The organism is Allokutzneria oryzae (genome assembly GCF_042429765.1).
Classification (GTDB): Bacteria; Actinomycetota; Actinomycetes; order Mycobacteriales; family Pseudonocardiaceae; genus Allokutzneria; species Allokutzneria oryzae.
The window spans coordinates 780,971-799,270 of sequence record NZ_JBHLZU010000018.1; the positions used below are offsets into that span (position 1 = coordinate 780,971).

16 protein-coding genes are annotated in these 18,300 nt (G+C 70.3%); 11 read left to right on the forward strand and 5 right to left on the reverse strand.

Annotated features, from left to right (window positions below; genetic code table 11):
• Positions 1-69: 69 nt before the first annotated feature.
• Together ACFFQA_RS22865 and ACFFQA_RS22870 are read left to right on the forward strand one after the other, a co-directional pair.
• Entirely contained in the window at positions 70-711 is a 642-nt protein-coding gene (locus tag ACFFQA_RS22865; RefSeq protein WP_377855660.1) for a phosphatase PAP2 family protein, read from the forward strand.
• 2 nt (positions 712-713) lie between these two features.
• A complete protein-coding gene (locus tag ACFFQA_RS22870; RefSeq protein WP_377855662.1) occupies positions 714-1,511 on the forward strand; it encodes an SAM-dependent methyltransferase in 798 nt (265 codons plus the stop codon).
• Here ACFFQA_RS22870 and ACFFQA_RS22875 read toward each other — a convergent pair.
• Positions 1,504-2,037: a GNAT family N-acetyltransferase gene (locus ACFFQA_RS22875; RefSeq protein ID WP_377855664.1), complete on the reverse strand. Its 534-nt coding sequence runs from the start codon at positions 2,035-2,037 to the stop codon at positions 1,504-1,506. The two genes, ACFFQA_RS22870 and ACFFQA_RS22875, sit on opposite strands and share 8 nt — an antisense overlap.
• A 563-nt stretch (positions 2,038-2,600) precedes the next feature.
• On the opposite strand from ACFFQA_RS22875, the gene ACFFQA_RS22880 reads away from it, so the two are divergent.
• Both ACFFQA_RS22880 and ACFFQA_RS22885 read left to right on the forward strand, forming a co-directional pair.
• Positions 2,601-3,953 (forward strand): serine hydrolase domain-containing protein, encoded by a 1,353-nt coding sequence (locus ACFFQA_RS22880; protein WP_377855975.1) that lies wholly within the window; start codon positions 2,601-2,603, stop codon positions 3,951-3,953.
• Positions 3,950-4,459, forward strand: a complete 510-nt coding sequence (locus tag ACFFQA_RS22885; RefSeq protein ID WP_377855666.1) for a GNAT family N-acetyltransferase — start codon at positions 3,950-3,952, stop codon at positions 4,457-4,459. The genes ACFFQA_RS22880 and ACFFQA_RS22885 overlap by 4 nt, the downstream gene beginning before the upstream one ends.
• On the opposite strand, the gene ACFFQA_RS22890 is transcribed toward ACFFQA_RS22885, so the two are convergent.
• Positions 4,454-5,209: an SDR family oxidoreductase gene (locus ACFFQA_RS22890; protein ID WP_377855668.1), complete on the reverse strand. Its 756-nt coding sequence runs from the start codon at positions 5,207-5,209 to the stop codon at positions 4,454-4,456. The genes ACFFQA_RS22885 and ACFFQA_RS22890 overlap by 6 nt on opposite strands.
• A gap of 357 nt (positions 5,210-5,566) precedes the next feature.
• On the opposite strand from ACFFQA_RS22890, the gene ACFFQA_RS22895 reads away from it, so the two are divergent.
• The 4 genes from ACFFQA_RS22895 to ACFFQA_RS22910 all read left to right on the forward strand — a co-directional run bounded on the left by ACFFQA_RS22895 (position 5,567) and on the right by ACFFQA_RS22910 (position 11,672).
• Positions 5,567-5,947 carry a PIN domain-containing protein gene (locus ACFFQA_RS22895; protein ID WP_377855670.1) on the forward strand — a complete coding sequence of 127 codons (381 nt, stop codon included), beginning with the start codon at positions 5,567-5,569 and terminating at the stop codon, positions 5,945-5,947.
• A gap of 176 nt (positions 5,948-6,123) precedes the next feature.
• Positions 6,124-7,941: an NHL domain-containing thioredoxin family protein gene (locus ACFFQA_RS22900; protein ID WP_377855977.1), complete on the forward strand. Its 1,818-nt coding sequence runs from the start codon at positions 6,124-6,126 to the stop codon at positions 7,939-7,941.
• Positions 7,942-8,049: 108 nt separating this feature from the next.
• On the forward strand, positions 8,050-8,370 hold the full coding sequence (locus ACFFQA_RS22905; RefSeq protein WP_030429961.1) for a GroES family chaperonin: 321 nt from the start codon (positions 8,050-8,052) through the stop codon (positions 8,368-8,370).
• A 74-nt stretch (positions 8,371-8,444) separates the two neighbouring features.
• A complete protein-coding gene (locus ACFFQA_RS22910) occupies positions 8,445-11,672 on the forward strand; it encodes a VanW family protein (protein WP_377855673.1) in 3,228 nt (1,075 codons plus the stop codon).
• A 174-nt stretch (positions 11,673-11,846) separates the two neighbouring features.
• Here the strand turns inward: ACFFQA_RS22910 and ACFFQA_RS22915 are convergent, their stop codons facing one another.
• From ACFFQA_RS22915 to ACFFQA_RS22925, 3 genes are all read right to left on the reverse strand, one after another.
• A complete protein-coding gene (locus ACFFQA_RS22915; RefSeq protein ID WP_377855676.1) occupies positions 11,847-13,679 on the reverse strand; it encodes an acyl-CoA dehydrogenase in 1,833 nt (610 codons plus the stop codon).
• 133 nt (positions 13,680-13,812) lie between these two features.
• Positions 13,813-14,445, reverse strand: coding sequence for a LysE family translocator (locus tag ACFFQA_RS22920; protein WP_377855679.1), 633 nt, complete (start codon positions 14,443-14,445; stop codon positions 13,813-13,815).
• A 60-nt stretch (positions 14,446-14,505) separates the two neighbouring features.
• Positions 14,506-15,672 carry an MFS transporter gene (locus ACFFQA_RS22925; protein WP_377855681.1) on the reverse strand — a complete coding sequence of 389 codons (1,167 nt, stop codon included), beginning with the start codon at positions 15,670-15,672 and terminating at the stop codon, positions 14,506-14,508.
• Positions 15,673-15,733: 61 nt separating this feature from the next.
• On the opposite strand from ACFFQA_RS22925, the gene ACFFQA_RS22930 reads away from it, so the two are divergent.
• The 3 genes from ACFFQA_RS22930 to ACFFQA_RS22940 all read left to right on the forward strand — a co-directional run bounded on the left by ACFFQA_RS22930 (position 15,734) and on the right by ACFFQA_RS22940 (position 18,294).
• Entirely contained in the window at positions 15,734-16,330 is a 597-nt protein-coding gene (locus tag ACFFQA_RS22930) for a TetR/AcrR family transcriptional regulator (RefSeq protein WP_377855684.1), read from the forward strand.
• A gap of 174 nt (positions 16,331-16,504) precedes the next feature.
• Positions 16,505-18,013 (forward strand): sodium:solute symporter family protein, encoded by a 1,509-nt coding sequence (locus ACFFQA_RS22935; protein WP_377855687.1) that lies wholly within the window; start codon positions 16,505-16,507, stop codon positions 18,011-18,013.
• 80 nt (positions 18,014-18,093) lie between these two features.
• Positions 18,094-18,294: a DUF433 domain-containing protein gene (locus tag ACFFQA_RS22940; RefSeq protein ID WP_377855690.1), complete on the forward strand. Its 201-nt coding sequence runs from the start codon at positions 18,094-18,096 to the stop codon at positions 18,292-18,294.
• Positions 18,295-18,300 lie beyond the last annotated feature (6 nt).

Sequence of the window (18,300 nt, forward strand, 5' to 3'; positions counted from 1 at the left end):
CTGGCTAGGCTGGGATGATCGGGGGACGCCAATGTCAGCGGACGTTCACCGAGTGGGAGTAGCGACACCATGCAGGACGTGCTATTCGACCTGATCAACGGCATGGCTCACAGCAGCCCCACCCTGGACGCGGTGATGCTCTTCGCCGCCGGGCCACTGATCTACCTGCTGTTCGCGGCGGCCGGGATCGTGTCCCTGCTGGCCATGCGGCACCAGGATCGGACGACCAACATCTGGATGGTCGGTCAGGTCGGCGCCGCCCTGCTGCTCGGCTTCCTGGTGAACCGGGTCCTGCGGATGATGGCCTTCCACGAACGCCCGTTCCAGACCCGCGAGGTCAACCTGCTCGTCGAGCACGATCCCGGGGTCTCCTTCCCCAGCAACCACGCGACGGCCGCGATCACCGTGGCGCTGGTGGTCGGGATCTTCGTCTCCGCGCTGTGGGGCTGGCTGCTCGCGCTGCCCGCCGTGCTCGTCGCGGTCTCCCGGGTGTTCGTCGGCGTGCACTGGCCCTCCGACATCATCATGGGCGGGGTCGTCGGCGTGGTCGCGACGTTCCTCGTGTGGTGGGGGGCGAAGCTGGTGCGGCGCAAGTACTTCCAGGCTGAAGCCGAGGAGGCCGACCTGCAGCCGGGTGCGGACGCCACCGTCGTCCTGCCCCGTGTCCCCGCGGAGGACGAGACCGTTGTCCTGCCCAGGGTTCGTCGCTGACCGTGGGCTGGATCCCGGAGGAGATCGACCTGACGCGGCCGAGCGCCGCTCGGATGTACGACCACTTCCTGGGGGGCTCGCACAACTTCGCGGTGGACCGCGAGGCGGCCGCGGCGGCCGAGCGGGCGTTCCCCGGAGTGCGGTTGGCCGTGCGGGCGAACAGGTCCTTCCTCCGCCGCGCGGTCAAGTACTTGGTGGGCAAGGGAATCCGGCAGTTCCTCGATCTCGGGTCCGGGATTCCCACCATCGGCAACGTCCATGAGATCGCGCAGGGGGAGTGCCCGGACGCGCGGGTGGTCTACGTCGACATCGACCCGATCGCCGTCGGCCACGGCAAGCGCATCCTCGCGGACAACCCCAACGCGGCCGCGGTGCTCGGCGACATGCGCGATCCGGCACGGCTGCTCGACGAGCCGGACGTGCGCGACCTGCTGGACTTCGGCCGGCCGGTCGCCGTGCTGATGGTCGCGGTGCTGCACTTCGTCCCCGACTCGCAAGACCCGTGGTCCATGGTCGCCGGGTACGTCGACCGGCTCGCGCCCGGCGGCTACCTGGTGGTCTCGCACGGCACCAACGAACACTTCTCCGAGGAGGAGACGTCGAGCTTCGAGACCGTGCGCGAGGTCTACCAGCGCACGACGAGCCCGATCGTCGTGCGCACCTCGGCCGAGGTCGCCGCGTTCTTCGCCGGTCTGGACCTCGTCGATCCCGGCGTCGTGCGGCTCTCGGACTGGCGACCGGACTCCGAGGAGCGGTGGAAGTCCTGGTGCTGCGGGGTCGGCAGGAAACCGCTCAGCTGATCGACCGGGCCAGGAACAGCGCGACCTCGCCCGCGTCCGGTGTGCCTTCGTAGAGCCGCGTGTCCAGGCCGCACAGCTCGAAACCCATCCGCCGGTACGCGCGCACCCCGGGAACGTTGACGTTGCTGGTCTCCAGCCACACGTGCGTCGCGCCGCGCGAGCGCCCGTACTCCGTCGCCCGTTCCACCAGCGCGTGCCCGGCGCCCGCGCCGCGGCAGGCGGCGTCGACGAAGATCTCCGAGATCACCAGCCTGCGGTTCCAGGCGTCGTAGCGCGGCGAGAGGAACCCCCGGACCCGGCCGTCCACCTCGGCGACGAGCACGTGGTCGCCGTCGCGCTCCGGGTCGTCGAGCGGGTCGATCTCGTACTCCTTGGTCAGCTCCTCGGCGAGCGGCACGGTGGTCAGCGCGAACGTGTCCCCGGTGAGCTCGACCCGCAGGACCTCGCGGGTGCCGAACCTCCGGTCCACCGCGAGGATCTCCGCGCTGTCCTCCGGGAGCTGGGCCGTTCGGATGACCACGTTCACTGTTCCTCCTGTTGAACTCGGCCCGACTCCGCTGGTCACCGCCGCGCAGCACATTCTGCTCGGAGATGCCTGTTCGATCTCCTCCTTTTCCCAGTAACAGTTCGGTGGCTTGCCTGTTCTCCTTTGTGTGGAAGTTCGAGGCTTTCGTTGAAGAGGGGAGTGAAATGAGGTGCGCGTGGTCGGTGCCGTCCTTGTCGGTTCGGCCGCCCAAGCGGGCCGGGTGACCTCAAACTGGGCATGGTGGAGGAGCAGGCCGCCTCGCCGACCGGGCCGTCGCCGTCATCAATGCCTATCCGGGAGTTCGCACTCCACGCGGAACCGGAATCGACTTCAATCGAAAGTACTGCTCATCGCTTGTCCGGAATGGTCCAACGGCACCAACGGTCGATGGGCCCCGGTTCCCGGTAATCCGAACGCGAGCTATGCGATCGACGTCCAGCACGACCAGGAGTGCGCGGAGTAGTACTGCTGACGGAGCCGTTCCGCCAAACGGTTGGGCGGCTCCGCGCGCATGTGATGGACTTCCCGGCGTAGCCGTTCAGGGAGGAACCCGCATGCCCGAGTTGTTGGCCGGTACCCAGCGCGCGCTGCTGCGCCGGCTCGCCGTCGACCAGAGCGAGAACCGCGTCCCGTCGATCGTCGCCGCCGTGGTGCGCGACGGGGAGCCGGTGTGGATCGGCGGCAGGGGCCGGGTGGACGGCGCCGAGCCGACCGCGGACACCCAGTACCGGATCGGTTCGATCACCAAGACCTTCGTCGCGACCCTGATCATGCGCCTGCGCGACGAGGGCAAGCTCGACCTCAACGACCCGCTCGACCGCTTCGTCCCGGGCACCCCCGCGGGCGCGAGCACCGTCGCGCAGCTGCTCTCGCACACCTCCGGGCTGACCGCCGAGTCGCCTGGCGAGTGGTGGGAGCGCACTCCGGGCGTCTCCGCCGACGAGCTGATCTCCTTGCTGGGCAAGGAGTCCATGCCGCACCGCGCAGGTCGCCGGTTCCACTACTCCAACCTCGGATTCGGCCTGCTCGGCGAGATCATCGCGCGGGCGCGCGGGATGAGCTGGATGGAAGCGGTCAGCGCCGAGATCCTCCAGCCGCTCGGCATGGGCCGCACCACCTTCCTGGCCGAGGCCCCGCACGCGCAGGGCTACGCGGTGCACCCGTGGGCCGACGTGCTGCTGCCGGAGCCCTCGCACGACGGTGGCGCCATGGCCCCGGCCGGCCAGCTGTGGTCGACCGCGACGGACCTCGCGCGTTGGGCGGCGTTCCTGGGGGGCGACACCGGCGACGTGCTGCACCCGGACACCGTCGCGGAGATGCGCGAGCCCGCGATCGTCGACGACGCCGACGAATGGCGCGGCGGCCACGGGCTCGGCCTGCAGCTGATGCGGCACAAGGGAAGGCGCGTCGCCGGGCACACCGGCTCGATGCCCGGCTTCCTCGCCACGGTGTGGGTGGACCCGAAGGACAGCACCGGCGTGCTGTTCCTGGCCAACACCACCTCCGGCGGTGGCTACATGCTGCTGACCGACTTCTTCGACCTGATGGCCGAGCACGAGCCGCGCATCCCGGCCACCTGGACCCCGCAGTCCGATGTGGACAGTGAGCTGCTCGCGCTGACCGGCCAGTGGTACTGGGGGCCGATGGGCTACGCGCTGCGGCTGCGCCCGGAGGGCATGATCGACCTGACCCCGCTCAACGGCAGGGGCCGGGCATCGCGCTTCCGCCGCGACGGCAACGGCGCGTGGATCGGGCTCGACGGCTACTACGCGGGCGAGGAGCTGCGCGTGGTGCGCAGGGCCGACGGCTCGGTCAGCCACCTCGACCTCAACACGTTCGTCTTCACCAGGACCCCGTACGACCCGGATGCGGCCGTGCCCGGCGGTGTCGACCCCCAGGGGTGGCGCGGGCAGTGATCGGAGAGGGACTTCGCCTGCGCCACCCCCGGCCCGAGGACCAGCTGCGGGTGCTCGCGGTCCTGGACGAGTGGTGGGGCGGCCTCGGTGGCGAGGCGGGGTCGCAGCAACGCGCGTTGTTGTTGCCCCGCCTGTACTTCCAGCACTTCACCACCACCAGCTGGCTCGTCGAGGACGCCGACGATCGGCTGGTCGGTTTCCTGATCGGGTTCCTGTCGCAGACCGACACCGACGCCGCGTACATCCACTTCGTCGGTGTCGATCCGGGACTGCGGCGCTCCGGCCTCGCGCGCAGCCTCTACCAATGCTTCTTCGACCTCGCTCGGGAGCACGGGCGCAAGCGGGTGCACTGCATCACCAGTCCGTCCAACACGACGTCGCTGGCCTTCCACACCGCGCTGGGCTTCCTGGTGGAGCAGGGCGAGAAGGTGGTCGACGGGGTGTGGGTGCAGCCGGACTACGACGGCCCCGGTCTTGACCGGATCTCCTTCGTCCGCACGCTATGACCGCAGGTGCTCGGCCCAGGTGACGGTGCCGGTGGGCTGGGCGGTGGTGGTCAGGTGACCACCGCGGAACGCCCGGCCCGCCTTGCCCGGTACCCGGATCCGCAGCACCGGCCGCCGGACTCCGCGCGCCGTCATCCACGCGCGCAGCGCCTGCTCGAAGTCGAGCACCTCGGGCCCGCCGAACTCCTCGACCGCCAGGCTCGGACCGCGTTCCAGCATGGCCAGGACGTGTGCGGCGACGTCCCGCGTCGCGACGGGCTGCGCGGTGATACGGGGGTCGGCGACGGCGAACGGCAGCCTGGTCAGCGCCCGGAAAGCCGTCTCCAGCAGGTCGTGGAACTGCGCAGCCCGCAGCACGGACCAGCCCACCTCGGCGTTGGCCACGACCTGTTCCGCGGCGAGCTTCACCCGGTAGTAGCCGAACGGGATGCGGTCGACACCGATGATCGAGACGTAGAGCAGGTGCCGGACCCCGGCGGTGTGCGCGGCCTCCGCGAGCCGCCGAGTGCCGTCCACATCGACCTTCGCGGTGTACTTCCCCTTGTACGGAGCCGAAGCCAGGTGCACGACCGCGTCGACCCCGGTGACCGCCTCCGCCACGCCGTCCCCGGTGGCCAGGTCGGCGCGAACCCACTCGTCGCCCTCGTGCTCCCGCCTGCTCGTCACCCGCACCTCGTGACCCGCGCGGGTCAGCGTCGGGACCAGTGCCCTGCCCAGCGTGCCCGTCCCACCTGTCACCAGAACCCGCATCGATCGCTCCTTCCTGAGCTGTTGCGTCAGGAGGACGAGATCCGGGTTCGCGATGTGACAGCTGCATCCACGCGGCGTGGCTTCTGACAGCGGAAATGTTCGGGTGAGCGGTGCGGAGCGACGGACCGGCACCGTTGCCGGGAGGACCGCGCCAATCTCCCCCAGAGCGGCTCGGTCCCCCCGACAAGGGGTTGGGCGAACGTTCCCCCAGTGAACCCGACCCCCTCGGTCCGGATCCCTGCGATCACCCAGGTCATTTCCAATGCGAGTGCATCGTATCCACTGGCGGGCAAGTTTGGCAATGCGCCCGCATTGCCAAACTTACGGCCCTCGCGGAGTGCCTGGCAGGCTGGTGCCGTGGACAGGAACCCGCTACCGCTGCTGGTGGTCGACGCGGCCAACGTTGTCGGCTCGGTGCCGGACGGCTGGTGGCGCGACCGCCGTGGCGCGAACGAGCGTCTCCGTGACGCGCTGATCCCGTTGCACACCAATGGTTTGCCGTCCCTCGGCGCTCCGCTCGAAGTGGTGCTCGTCGTCGAGGGCGCTGCCAGGGGAGTGACCGAGGTCGAAGGCGTCCGGGTGCTGGCCGCCCCCGGCTCCGGCGACGACGCGATCGTGGACCTGGTCCGGGCGGAGGCGCCCGGCCGCCGCTGCGCGGTGGTGACCGCCGACCGCGCCCTCCGCGCCAGGGTGACCGCACTCGGAGCCGAGGTGCTCGGCCCGCGCTCGGTCCGCTGACCGCCTCCTGCCCCGCCACATCGGCTCCGACCTCAGCGCCGTGGCGTTCGCCTCCGGCCCCACGTGGTCCACCTGGCTGGGCCTGAGCGGACGGGTCCCAGCAAGTGGGACGGGAACACCGCGGACGGCAGGTCGTGTTGCGATAAGACGTGACGACTGCGAAGCCTCGCGCCAGGGTGCGCGCTCCCGAGCTGGTCGGCCGTGGCTGGTTGAACACCGGAGGGGCCGACGTCAGGCTCGCCGACCTGCGGGGCAAGGTCGTCCTCCTGGACTTCTGGACCTTCTGCTGCATCAACTGCCTGCACGTGCTCGACGAGCTCCGGCCGATCGAGGAGGAGTTCGCCGACGTGCTGGTGACCATCGGCGTGCACTCGCCGAAGTTCACCCACGAGGCCGATCCGGACGCGGTGAAGGCCGCCGTCGAGCGCTACGAGGTGCACCACCCCGTGCTCGACGACCCGGAGCTGACCACGTGGCAGCAGTACGCCGTGCGCGCGTGGCCGACGCTCGTGCTGGTCGATCCCGAGGGCTATGTCGTGCACGTCGCCGCGGGTGAGGGGCACGCCGAGGCGCTGCGCAGGGTGATCCGCGAGGTGGTCGCCGAGCACGAGGCCAAGGGCACGCTGCACCGGGGCGACGGGCCGTACGTTCCGCCGGCCGCGCCGGAGACCGCGCTGCGCTTCCCCGCCAAGGCAGTGCTCACCCCGAACGGGACGATCCTGGTCGCCGACTCCGGACGGCACAGCCTGGCCGAGCTCGACGCGACCGGCGAGAACCTGGTGCGCCGCATCGGTTCCGGCTCGCGGGGGCGTGATGACGGGGACGCGCCGAGCTTCTCCGAGCCCAACGGGCTCGCCCTCCTGCCGCAGGAGGTCGCCGAGCGGGTCGGGTACGACGTCGTCGTCGCCGACACCGTGAACCACCTGTTGCGCGGAGTCCGGCTCGCGGACGGGCGAGTGTCCACTGTGGCCGGTACTGGGAACCAGTGGCGGGACGGGGAGACCGACGGTCCTGGGCTGGAGGTCGATCTCACGAGCCCGTGGGACGTGCTGTGGTGGCCGCCGGCGAACGGGGTGGTCGTCGCGATGGCGGGGAACCACACGATCGGGCTGTTCGACCCCTTGTCGGGCGAGGTTTCCCGCTTCGCGGGCACCACCGTCGAAGGGCTGCGCGACGGCGCGGCGGAACAGGCCTTCTTCGCGCAGACCTCCGGACTGGCGGCGAGCGAGGACCGGTTGTGGCTCGCCGACTCGGAGACCTCCGCGCTGCGGTGGATCGAGAAGGCGGACGACGGCTTCACCGTGCGCACGGCGGTCGGCGAGGGGTTGTTCGACTTCGGGCACCGGGACGGTCCGGCAGGGCAGGCGTTGCTGCAGCACCCGCTCGGGCTCGCGGTCCTGCCCGACGGCAGCGTCGCGATCTGCGACACCTACAACGGCGCGGTCCGGCGCTACGACCCGGTGAGCGACGAGGTCTCCACGCTCGCCACCGAGGTCGCCGAGCCTTCTGGCGCGTTGATCGTCGACGGCGAGCTCGTCGTCATCGCCTCCGCGGCGCACCGCCTGGAACGGCCCGTGCCACCCGGGCTCAGCGCGCGGCTGGTGGCCGGAGCCGCGCAGCAGGTGCGCCGCCTGCCCACCGACATCGCCTCCGGCGAGGTCGAGCTCGTGGTCGTCTTCACCCCGCCGCCCGGCGAGAAGCTGGACGAGCGCTACGGCCCGCCGACCCGGCTGGAGATCACCTCGTCGCCGCCGGAGCTGCTGGTCGAGGGCGCGGGCGTCGGCACCGGGCTGAGCCGTCGCCTGGTGATCGCCGAGGGCATCGCCTCCGGCGTGCTGCACGTGGTCGCCCAGGCCGCCAGCTGCGACGTCGATGCCGAGCACCCGGTGTGCAGGCTGGCCCGTCAGGACTGGGGCGTCCCTGTCCGCGTCAGCGGCGGGGCACCGCGAAGGTTGCCCCTGGTCATGGGCGGAATGGACGACTCGGCGGAGTGATCTGGGTCACCGTGGGGCCAGGTGCTCGCGCTTTACACCGCAACGAAGGTCTGGTGTGTGACCGGGATCCGTGGTAGCCCACCCGGTCGCGCCAAGTAAACTCCGCTGGTGCCCGATGCCAAGCTCGAAATCCAGCTTCTGCACGATCGCGTCATGGTGAAAGTCGTGCGGGAGGCCGGGGAGCGGCGAAGCGGCGGTGGGATCGTGATCCCGGCGACCGCCCAGGTCGCGAAGCGCTTGTCGTGGGGCGAGGTGTTCGGGGTGGGCAACCACGTCAGGACCGTCAAGGTCGGTGACCGGGTGTTGTTCAACCACGAGGACCAGTTCGAGGTCGAGGTGCAGGGCGAGGCTTACCTCGTGATGCGCGAGCGCGATCTGCACGCGGTAGCCAGCGAGCGGACCGAGCACGGTACGGGTCTGTATCTGTGATTCGTGTTCTCGGCGTGTCCGTCGGCCGATAGGCGGACGCGTGTTTGCCGAGCGCACCTGGAGGAGGGGACACGGTGTCGGACGACAACGGGAGGCCCGACTCGCAGCCGGAGCACGACTCCACACCGGCTGCGTCGACACCCGCGACACCAACGACCGGTGACACCACCGGGTCGGAGCAGCGTCCGGTGAGCGCGGAGCGCACGACCAAGCGCATCCAGTGGATGTCCGCGGCCAAGCCCGGGACCGAACGGCCCGAGCCCGAGGAGGAGGCTCCCGCCGCGTCCCAGGCGCCGGCCCAGCCGGCTTCGCCCGTGGCTGCGCAACCGTCGGCACCGCAGCCCCAGCCGTCCTCGCCGCAGGTCCATCACAGCGGTCCCCAGCAGCGCGTTCCGCAGAGCATCTCGCCCAACGACGGCATGCCCCGCGTGCACTACAACGCACCCCAGCCGCAGCAGCCGCAGCAGCCCGCTCCGCACGGAGCGCCCGGCCAGCCGCCGGTGCACCACAGCGGGCCGCAGCCCAGAATCCAGCCCGGTCAGCAGCAGTGGAACCAGGGCCAGCCGCAGAGCAACGTCCAGTACCAGCGCGTGCAGCCGCGCCCGGAGCAGGGCGGCCAGCAGTGGCAGAACCCCGAGCAGCGCCCCGACAACGGCGCCGCGCCGCGACCTGAAGGCGCGCAGCCGCCGCGTCACGACAGCGGCCCCGTGCAGCGCGAGCAGCAGTCGCAGCACGACAGCGGTCCCGTCCGTCGCGAGCAGCCGCCCGCCCCGCAGCCCTACCGCCACGACAGCGGCCCGGTGCAGCGGGAGCAGTCCGCCGCCCAGCCGCCCGTGCGTCATGACAGTGGTCCTGTGCGCCGCGACCAGGCTCAGCAGCAGCGCCACGACAGCGGTCCGGTCCAGCGCGAGCAGCAGGACGCGCAGCAGCAGAACAAGCCCGCTCAGCAGGCGACGGTTTCCGGGGCGGCGTTGTTCCAGAACGTCGCCGAGCAGACCGAGACGGTCGTCTTCCAACAGCTTCCGGCGACGCCGCGCCCCGCGGCCGAGCAGAACGGCCAGCGCTCCGCCGAGGACGCCAAGGCCCGGCCCGCCCCGCGGCCCGAGCAGGCGACGACCTTCGCGCGTCCGGTCGGCGACGCGAAGAAGGCCGAGCCGCAGCAGGGACAGGCGACCACGTTCGTGCGCCCGGTGGGCCAGGCCGAGCAGGCACGGCCCGGCGGTGACCTCGACCAGAGCACGAACCGGATCGACCAGCCGACCAAGGCCGTCGGCTCCGGTGCGAAGCAGGGCGCCGACCGCGTCGACCAGCCGACAACGGCCGTCCGCGTCGACTCGCTCCAGCAGGCGACCAACCGGATCGACCAGGCCACCTCCGCGATCCGGCCGCAAGGGCTCGGATCGGGGCGCCCGATCGACCCCGAGTCCGACACGGTGCGCATCCCCAAGATCGACGCGGCCACCACGGCCGCTCCGACCGCGGTGGTCCCCCCGGCCAAGGCGACGGCGGTCTTCAACGCCAAGCCGCCGACACCGCCGACGCCGCCGATCGACAGCTCCACCACGATCCACCCGCTGCCCGAGGACGACGAGGACGAGCCCAAGGCGGGCCGCCGCAAGAAGGTCCTGCTCGCGGCTGCCTCCGTCATCGGCCTGTTCGGCGTGCTCTACGTCGGTGACCTCCTGCTCTCCCAAGGCACCGTGCCGCGTGGCGTCACGGTCGCCGGGGTGGACGTGGGCGGCATGGACCGCACCTCCGCCGAGCGCAAGCTGCGCGAGCAGATCGAGCCGCGGCTCGGCAAGCCCGTCGCGCTGCGGGTCGGCGACGTCGACACCGAGGTCTCGCCGCAGGAGGCCGGGCTGGCGATGAACTGGCAGGGCACCCTGGACCAGGCGGGCGAGCAGTCGTACAACCCGTTCACCAGGATCGCCTCGTTCTTCACCACCACCGAGCTCGGCGTGATCACCTCGGCCGAGGAGAGCAAGGTCAGCGGCGCGCTGGAGCACCTGCGCGAGATCACCGACCGGCTGCCGGCAGAGGGCACCATCGCGTTCACCGACGGCAGGCCCAAGCCGATCGACCCCAAGCCAGGCCAGAAGCTGGACGCCCCCGCCGCGATCCCGGTGCTGAAGTCGGCGTGGGCCAGTGGCACGCGGGTCGCCCTGCCGGTCGTGGTCGAGCCGGTCGTCTCCACCCCGGAGGGCGTGCGCAAGGCGCTCGAAGAGGTCGCCAAGCCCGCCGTGTCCGGCCCGCTGACCGTGCTCGGCGAGGGTGGCAACGCCACGGTCCCGCCGGTCGCGATCGGCAACGCGATGCGCTTCGAGTCCGACGGCAAGGGCGGCCTCGCCGCCTCGCTGGACGTGCCGAAGGTCGCCGAGGTCGCCCGCCCGCAGCTGGCGTCCACCGACAAGCCCGGCAAGGACGCGGAGATCGTCATCGAGGGCGGCAAGCCGGTGGTCAAGCCGTCAACCGACGGCAGGGGCGTCGACTGGGAGAAGACCCTCGCGGGCGCGCTGGAGGTGCTGCGCAAGCCGCAGGACCGCCAGATCAAGGCCACCTACTCGCAGCTGCCGGCGAAGCTGACCACCGAGCAGGCCAACGCGCTCGGCGTCAAGCAGCTCGTCGCCGAGTTCGAGACCAAGGGCTTCGCCGCGGACTCCGGCCGCAACATCAAGCGGGCCGCCGAGCAGATCAACGGCGCGATCGTGAAGCCGGGCGAGACCTTCAGCATGAACGGCAGGACGGGCCCGCGCACCGCCGCGACCGGCTACGTCGAGGCCGCGATCATCGAGAAGGGCGAGCTCAGCCGGGCGGTCGGCGGCGGTGTCTCGCAGATGGCCACCACGCTCTACAACGCCGCGTACTTCGCGGGCATGGTCGACGTGGCGCACAAGGAGCACAGCTTCTACATCTCGCGGTACCCGAAGGGCCGGGAGGCCACGGTCTTCCAGAACCCCAACGGCAGCAGCGTGATCGACGTGAAGTTCAAGAACGACACGAAGACCGGCATCCTGATCCAGACGATCTGGACGTCGAACTCGATCACCGTGAAGATGTGGGGCACCAAGACCTACGAGGTGACGTCGCAGACCAGCGGCGAGTTCGCGCAGACCGCTCCGCAGGTCAAGGAGATCCCGTACGGCCAGCCCTGCACGGCGAGCTCGGGCTCCGGCGGCTTCAGCGTGAAGGACACCAGGACCATCAAGGACCTGGCGACCGGCCACGTGCGCCGCGAGGACCGCACGGTCCGCTACAACCCGCAGCACAAGGTCGTGTGCGGCGCGCCTCCCGCGGGCGGCTGAGCGGGAGCACGAACCACGAAGGGCCCTTCGGAACGCCGAGTTCCGAGGGGCCCTTCTCGTGTCCGGGTCGCAGCCCGGCGGCGGGGAAAGAAAGAGGCGGCGGTGCCTTTGCCCTGGCACCGCCGCCTCCCATCCCGACCGGGACTCATGGGTTCAACCAGAAGGAGAACCAGCTCAGAAGGCCGACTCGTCGATCTCCATCAGCGAGTTGTCCGTGCTCTCCACGATCTTGCGGCGCGAGGACAGCTCCGGCAGCACGTTCTTGGCGAAGAAGCTCGCCGCCGCGACCTTGCCCTCGTAGAAGGACTTGTCCTTGGCCGACGGGCCGGAGTCCAGCGCCACCAGCGCGACGTCGGCCTGCTTCAGCAGCAGCCAGCCGATCAGCAGGTCACCCATGCTCATCAGCAGGCTCACCGTGTTCTGGCCGACCTTGTACAGGTTGCGCTGCTCCTCCTGCGAGGAGGTCAGGAACCCGATCAGCGTGCCGAGCATGCCCTGCGCGTCCTCTAGGGCCTGCTTGAGCAGCGCGCGCTCCTCCTTGAGGCGGCCGTTGCCGCTCTCGTCGGCGAGGAACTGCTGGATCTCACCGGCGATGAAGGCCAGCGCCTGGCCCTTGTCGCGGACGATCTTCCGGAAGAAGAAGTCCAGCGACTGGATGGCCGTGGTGCCCTCGTAGAGGCTGTCGATCTTCGCGTCGCGGATGTACTGCTCGATCGGGTAGTCCTGCAGGAAGCCGGAGCCGCCGAGCGTCTGCAGCGAGTGCGTGAGCATCTCGTACGCGCGCTCGGACCCGACGCCCTTGACGATCGGCAGCAGCAGGTCGTTGACCCGGCTCGCCAGCTCCGCGTTCTCGCCCGCGCGGATCTGGTCCTGGAAGGTCGCGGTGTAGAGGTAGACCGCGCGCAGGCCCTCGGCGTAGGACTTCTGCAGCATCAGCGAGCGCCGCACGTCCGGGTGGTGGGTGATGGTGACCCGGGGCGCGGTCTTGTCCAGCATCTGGGTCAGGTCCGCGCCCTGCACGCGCTCCTTGGCGTACTCCAGCGCGTTCAGGTAGCCGGTGGACAGCGTGGCGATCGCCTTGGTGCCGACCATCATCCGCGCGTGCTCGATCACCTGGAACATCTGCGCGATGCCGTCGTGCACCTCGCCGAGCAGCCAGCCCTTGGCGGGCACGCCGTGCTGGCCGAAGGTCAGCTCGCAGGTGGTGGACGCCTTGATGCCCATCTTGTGCTCGACGTTGGTGACGAACGCGCCGTTGCGCTCACCCAGCTCGCCCGACTTCGGGTCGAAGTGGAACTTGGGCACCAGGAACAGGCTCAGGCCCTTGGTGCCGGGCTTGACCTCGATTCCCGGACCCTCGGGGCGGGCCAGCACCAGGTGCATGATGTTCTCGGTCATGTCCTGGTCGCCGGAGGTGATGAAGCGCTTCACGCCGTCCAGGTGCCAGGTGCCGTCGTCCTGGAGCACGGCCTTGGTGCGACCGGCACCGACGTCGGAGCCCGCGTCCGGCTCGGTCAGCACCATGGTGGCGCCCCAGCCGCGGTCGACCATCAGCTGCGCCCAGTGCTTCTGCTCGTCCGTGCCGTTGGCGTGGGCGATGCTGGCGAAGCTCGCGCCCGCCATGTACATGAACAGCGCCGGGTTCGAGCCGAGGATCAGCTCCGCGGCGGCCCACTGCACGGTGGGCGGGATGCCGAAGCCGCCGAGCTCGTCGACGGCGCCGAGCCGCCACCACTCACCGTCCATGAGCATCTGGTAGGCGGCCTTGAAGCTCTCCGGAAGCGTCACGGAGTGCGTCTTGGGGTCGAAGACCGGCGGGTTGCGGTCGGCGTCGGCGAAGGACTCCGCCAGCGGACCGGTCGCCAGGGTGTTCAGCTCGGTCAGCACGCCGCGGGCAGTGTCCTCGTCGGCCTGCTCGAACGGCCCGCTGCCCAGTCGCTGCTGGATCTTGAACACCTCGAACAGGTTGAACTCGAGGTCGCGCAGGTTGCTCTTGTAGTGGCCCATCTCGTTGCTCCCGGGTCATCGCGGGTTGCTGGCCGAGGGGCGCTCCCCTACTAGCCGGTAACAACAGGATATTACCCATGGGTAACCGCTAGCAAGCGACGGACAGGAGAACTGATGTCACGGGCGGGTGAAGTCAGGCCGCGGTGCGACCGAGCGTCACCATCCGGACACCCATACCGACCAGCACCAGGCCGCTGAGCTGGTCCACCCTGGCGCGTACGCCGGGCCGGGCCAGGAACCGCCGCACGGCCCCGACGGCCAGCACCACCAGCGTGTACCAGGACGTGCTGATCAGCATCTGCGCTCCGGCGAGCAACGCCGTCCCGGCGAACACGGTGCCGCCGACGGGCAGGAACTGGGGGAGCAGTGCGAGATAGAGCACCGCGGCCTTGGGATTCGCCAGGTTCGCCAGCAACCCTGCCCGGTAGGAGGCGAGCAGACCGCGCTGCACCGGCCCGGCGGCCGCTTCCTCCTCGCGCCGCCGCCGCGACCGCAGCAAGGCCTGAACCCCGAGCCACACGAGGTAGATCGCGCCGACGACCTTGAGCACGACGAACGCGATCTCCGAAGTCCGCACGAGCGCGGTGAGCCCGAAGGCCGAAGCGAACGCCCAGAACACCAGGCCGCTGGTGTTGCCGAGGACCGTGGCCAGCCCGGCGACCCGCCCTGCGCGCAGCGACTGGTCGATGATCACCGCGAGGGACGGGCCCGGCGCGATCACGACGGCGAGGCAGGTGACGACGAACGGCCAGGTCAGGGCATCCATGTCGGAAGTGTGCGCCGCCGGTGCGAGTGCACCCACACCGTTGTGGGCGCGCTCACGCCGCTACCTGGCCAGGCGGGCGAGCAGGGTGCCGAGCGACAGCAGGGCGGCGATGGCCAGCGCGATCACCGAGAACCCGGCGTCGTGTAGCACCACGGCCAGTTGCGGGCCGAGGCTCGCGCCGATGAACAGCACGAAGGAGTAGACGGACACGGCGGTGGCGCGCGCCGGGCCCGCGTTGTCGCTGATCGACTCCACCAGTGCGGGACCGGCGGCCACGACGCAGGCGGAGAAGACGAACATGCCGACTCCGATCAGCACCAGACCGCCGCCGGACGCGGCCGTGATCGCGGCGCCGACCGCGGACAAGCCCAGCGCCAGCACGGCCCGTCGCGATGCCGCGATCCTGGTCACCAGCGGTGCCGCCACGGCGGTCAGCACCATCGCCGGCAACGCGCTTGCCCGCAGCCACAGCAGCCCGTCCTGGTCGGCGAGCCCGGTGATCTGGATGCCGGAGTACGCGCCGACGAACCCCGCGAGCAGGGTCGACGCGGCCGCGAACAGCAGCGCCAGTCGCCGGTTCCGCAGCAACTCGACCATGACCCGCCACGGTGACACGGTCACCGCCGCGGGCTGGGCGGGCTCCGGCTGCAAGACGAGCTTCTGCCAGACAGCGCACGCGAGCAGGCCGATCCCGCTGATCACGAACACCGCCCGCCAGCCGACCAGGTCACCGAGCAGCTGCGCACCGACCTGGCCGATCACCGCGGAGGAGACGAACGCGCTGGTCAAGAGCGTGAAGGCGACCGCGCGGCGCTGGGGGTCGATCTGAGCGCCGACGTAGGCGAGCGCGGCCGGACCGAACGCCGAGGCCGTGAAGCCCTGGAACGCCCTGAGGACGACCAGTCCGCTGACGCCGGGCGCGAGCGCGACGGCCGCCGTGGTCAGCGCGGTCACGGCGAGCCCGACGACCATCACCCGGCTCGGGCCGAAGCGGTCGGAGAGCGGGCCGAGGAAGAGGAAGCCGAAGGCGTAGGCCAGGCCGAAACCGGTCGAGGACCACGCCAGCGCCGACTCCGGGACACCGAGATCGGCCGCGGCCAGGGCGGACAACGGGATGGACGCGTAGAGCTGGCTCACCACGAGCAGGGCGGCGACGCCCAACGCGGAGATGGTCCGGCCGAGCGGGGCGTAGGTCCGCCGCTGGGCTGTCGCAGGGGGCGAGTGCATGCCGGGAACGCTAACCAACCAACTGGTTGGTAGTCAACCAACCAGTTGGTAGCGTTGGAGCATGTCCAGGGACCCCAGTGCCACCAAGGCCAGCCTCCTCGCCGCCGCTCGCGTCGAATTCGCAGCTCACGGGGCTGCTGGTGCCCGCGTCGACCGCATCGCCGAGCGCGCGGGGGTGAGCAAGGAGCGCATCTACGGCTATTTCGGGAGCAAGGGCAAGCTCTTCGACGCCGTGCTCGACGAGGTGCTGGACGAGGTCATGGAGTTCGTCGGCGCCCCGGGCAAGGACATCGGGGAGTACGTGCGCCGGGTGCACGACTTCCACCGGGAGCGGCCCGACCTGGTGCGCCTGCTGGTCTGGGAGGGCATGCAGGGCGGCGGCTCGTGCCCCAACCGGCAGAGCCGGGTCGAGCACTACGTGCGCAAGAACAGGGCGATGGCCGACGCGATCGGGCTGGACAGCGCCGAGGAGGCCGCGCCGTACCTGTTCATGTTCATGGCGCTGTGCTCGTGGCCGGTGGTGGTGCCGCAGATCGCGCGCCTGGTGCTGGGGGAGGAGGTCGACACGGACGAAGGGCGCGAACGGCTCAAGCACCACATCGGAGACTTCGCCGAGGCCGCCATCGGTCATGTACGTGAACAACAATCACGAGTGTGACTCGGTTCGTCCGTAACCATTCCGTTAACCAGCGTCCCGGCCGTATGACGTAAGCCACTCAGCAATCCCGTGCGGGATGCCGAGGGGCAGGGGGTCCGCCAGCCCCCGTCGTCGCCGAACGGTCCCCGGTGCCCTCACGGTGCGCAGGCTTCGCGCACAACCCTGGGAGGTCTCATGGGGACCCTCGACTGGATCGTGGTCGGCGGGTACTTCTTCGTGATGGTCGGCATCGGCTGGTGGTCCCGCACGCGCATCAAGAACGTGCTGGACTTCTTCACCGCTGGCGGGAAGATGCCGTGGTGGCTGTCCGGCATCTCGCACCACATGTCCGGCTACAGCGCCGTCATGTTCGTGGCCTTCGCCAGCGAGGCGTACCGGCTCGGACTGACCGTCTACGTCTGGTGGGCGCTGACCATCGGGGTCGGCATCGGCATCGGCGCGTTCGTGTTCTCCGCGCGGTGGAACCGGCTGCGCGCCAAGCACGGGGTCGCCTCGCCGCTGGAGTACCTGGCCACCCGGTACAACGTGCCGACCCAGCAGGTGATGGCCTGGGCGGGCACGCTGCTCAAGGTCGTGGACATCGCGGCCAAGTGGGCGGCGGTCGCCGTGCTGCTGCGCGGGTTCGCCGGGGTCCCGATCACCTGGGGCATCCTCATCGTCGGCCTGGTCACGATGGTCTACTCGGTGATGGGCGGGCTGTGGGCCGACGCGCTCACCGACTTCGGCCAGTTCCTCATCCAGGCCGCCGCGGGCATCGTCATGTTCGTCGCCGTCGCCGCGCACTTCGGCGGCATCCAGTTCATGTGGGAGATCTGGGGGCAGCTCCCGGCCGCCAACAGCGAGCCGCTGCGCGAGCCCTACACCGCGACCTTCTTCATGGCGCTGTTCATCATCAAGACCCTTGAGTACAACGGCGGCATGTGGAACCTGGCGCAGCGCTACATGGCCGCGCCGGACGGGGCCGCCGCCAAGCGCTCCGCGCTGTTGTCCAGCGTGCTGTGGCTGGTGTGGCCGCTGATCCTGTTCTTCCCCATGTGGGCGGCGCCGCTGATCGTGCCGGGGCTGGCCTCTGCCGACGACGCCTACATCGAGCTCGGCAAGATCATGCTGCCGGCCGGGATGATCGGCCTGGTGCTCGCCGGGTTCTTCTCGCACACCATGGCGATGGTCTCCTCGGACGCCAACGTGATCTCCGCGGTGATCACCAGGGACATGCTGCCGCACCTGTGGAAGGGCGTGCGGAACCTGAGCGCGGAGCGGCAGCTCCAGCTGGCGCGGGTCACCACGTTCGTCTTCATCGGCGCGAGCATGCTGATCGCGGTCACCTCCGGTGGCCAGGGCTGGGTGCTCAAGATCGTCGTGGACCTGGTCGCCGCCACCATGGGGCCGATCGCGGTGCCGCTGATGCTCGGCCTGCTGCCGTGGTTCCGCAGGATGGGGCCCGCGGCGGCGCTCGCGTCGGTGGTCTCGGGTCTCGGCGTCTGGGCGGCGCTCTACATCAGCCAGCAGAGCGGGGTCGTCATCGACAAGGAAGCCCTGGTCGCGTTCCCGCTGCTGACCTCGCTGGTGCTCTACGTGCTGGTCGGCCTGGTCAAGCCGGAGCGGGACAACCGGCGCGACGAGCTGATCGACTCGTTGTCCACCGACGGGGCCGCAGTGCAGGAGACCGCGAAGACCGCCTGATCCGAACGCGAGCAGCCCCGGGCGGTGACACCGCCCGGGGTTGTTTGTCTTCGCCGGCGGCGATGGTCGATGATGAGCTCGTGGCTCTCCAGGAGATTTCGATCGACCCCGACGTCCTTCAGGGTGTTCCGCTGGTGACCGGCACGAGGATCTCGGTCTCCTCGGTCGTCGCACTGGTCTGCCAGGGCCTGAGCGAGCAGGAGATCATCCAGCGCCACCCGGAGCTGACCCCGGCCGACATCGTGGCCTGCGTCGAGTTCCAGCACGCCGGCTCCCGCTGACCCGGG

What these genes read in the sequence shown, in the direction of transcription:
- ACFFQA_RS22865 (WP_377855660.1), top strand. Translation starts at nt 70, where the DNA reads ATGCAGGACGTGCTATTCGACCTGATCAACGGCATGGCTCACAGCAGC.
- ACFFQA_RS22890 (WP_377855668.1), bottom strand. Translation starts at nt 5,209, where the DNA reads ATGCGGGTTCTGGTGACAGGTGGGACGGGCACGCTGGGCAGGGCACTG.
- ACFFQA_RS22915 (WP_377855676.1), bottom strand. Translation starts at nt 13,679, where the DNA reads ATGGGCCACTACAAGAGCAACCTGCGCGACCTCGAGTTCAACCTGTTC.
- ACFFQA_RS22920 (WP_377855679.1), bottom strand. Translation starts at nt 14,445, where the DNA reads ATGGATGCCCTGACCTGGCCGTTCGTCGTCACCTGCCTCGCCGTCGTG.
- ACFFQA_RS22925 (WP_377855681.1), bottom strand. Translation starts at nt 15,672, where the DNA reads ATGCACTCGCCCCCTGCGACAGCCCAGCGGCGGACCTACGCCCCGCTC.
- ACFFQA_RS22930 (WP_377855684.1), top strand. Translation starts at nt 15,734, where the DNA reads ATGTCCAGGGACCCCAGTGCCACCAAGGCCAGCCTCCTCGCCGCCGCT.
- ACFFQA_RS22935 (WP_377855687.1), top strand. Translation starts at nt 16,505, where the DNA reads ATGGGGACCCTCGACTGGATCGTGGTCGGCGGGTACTTCTTCGTGATG.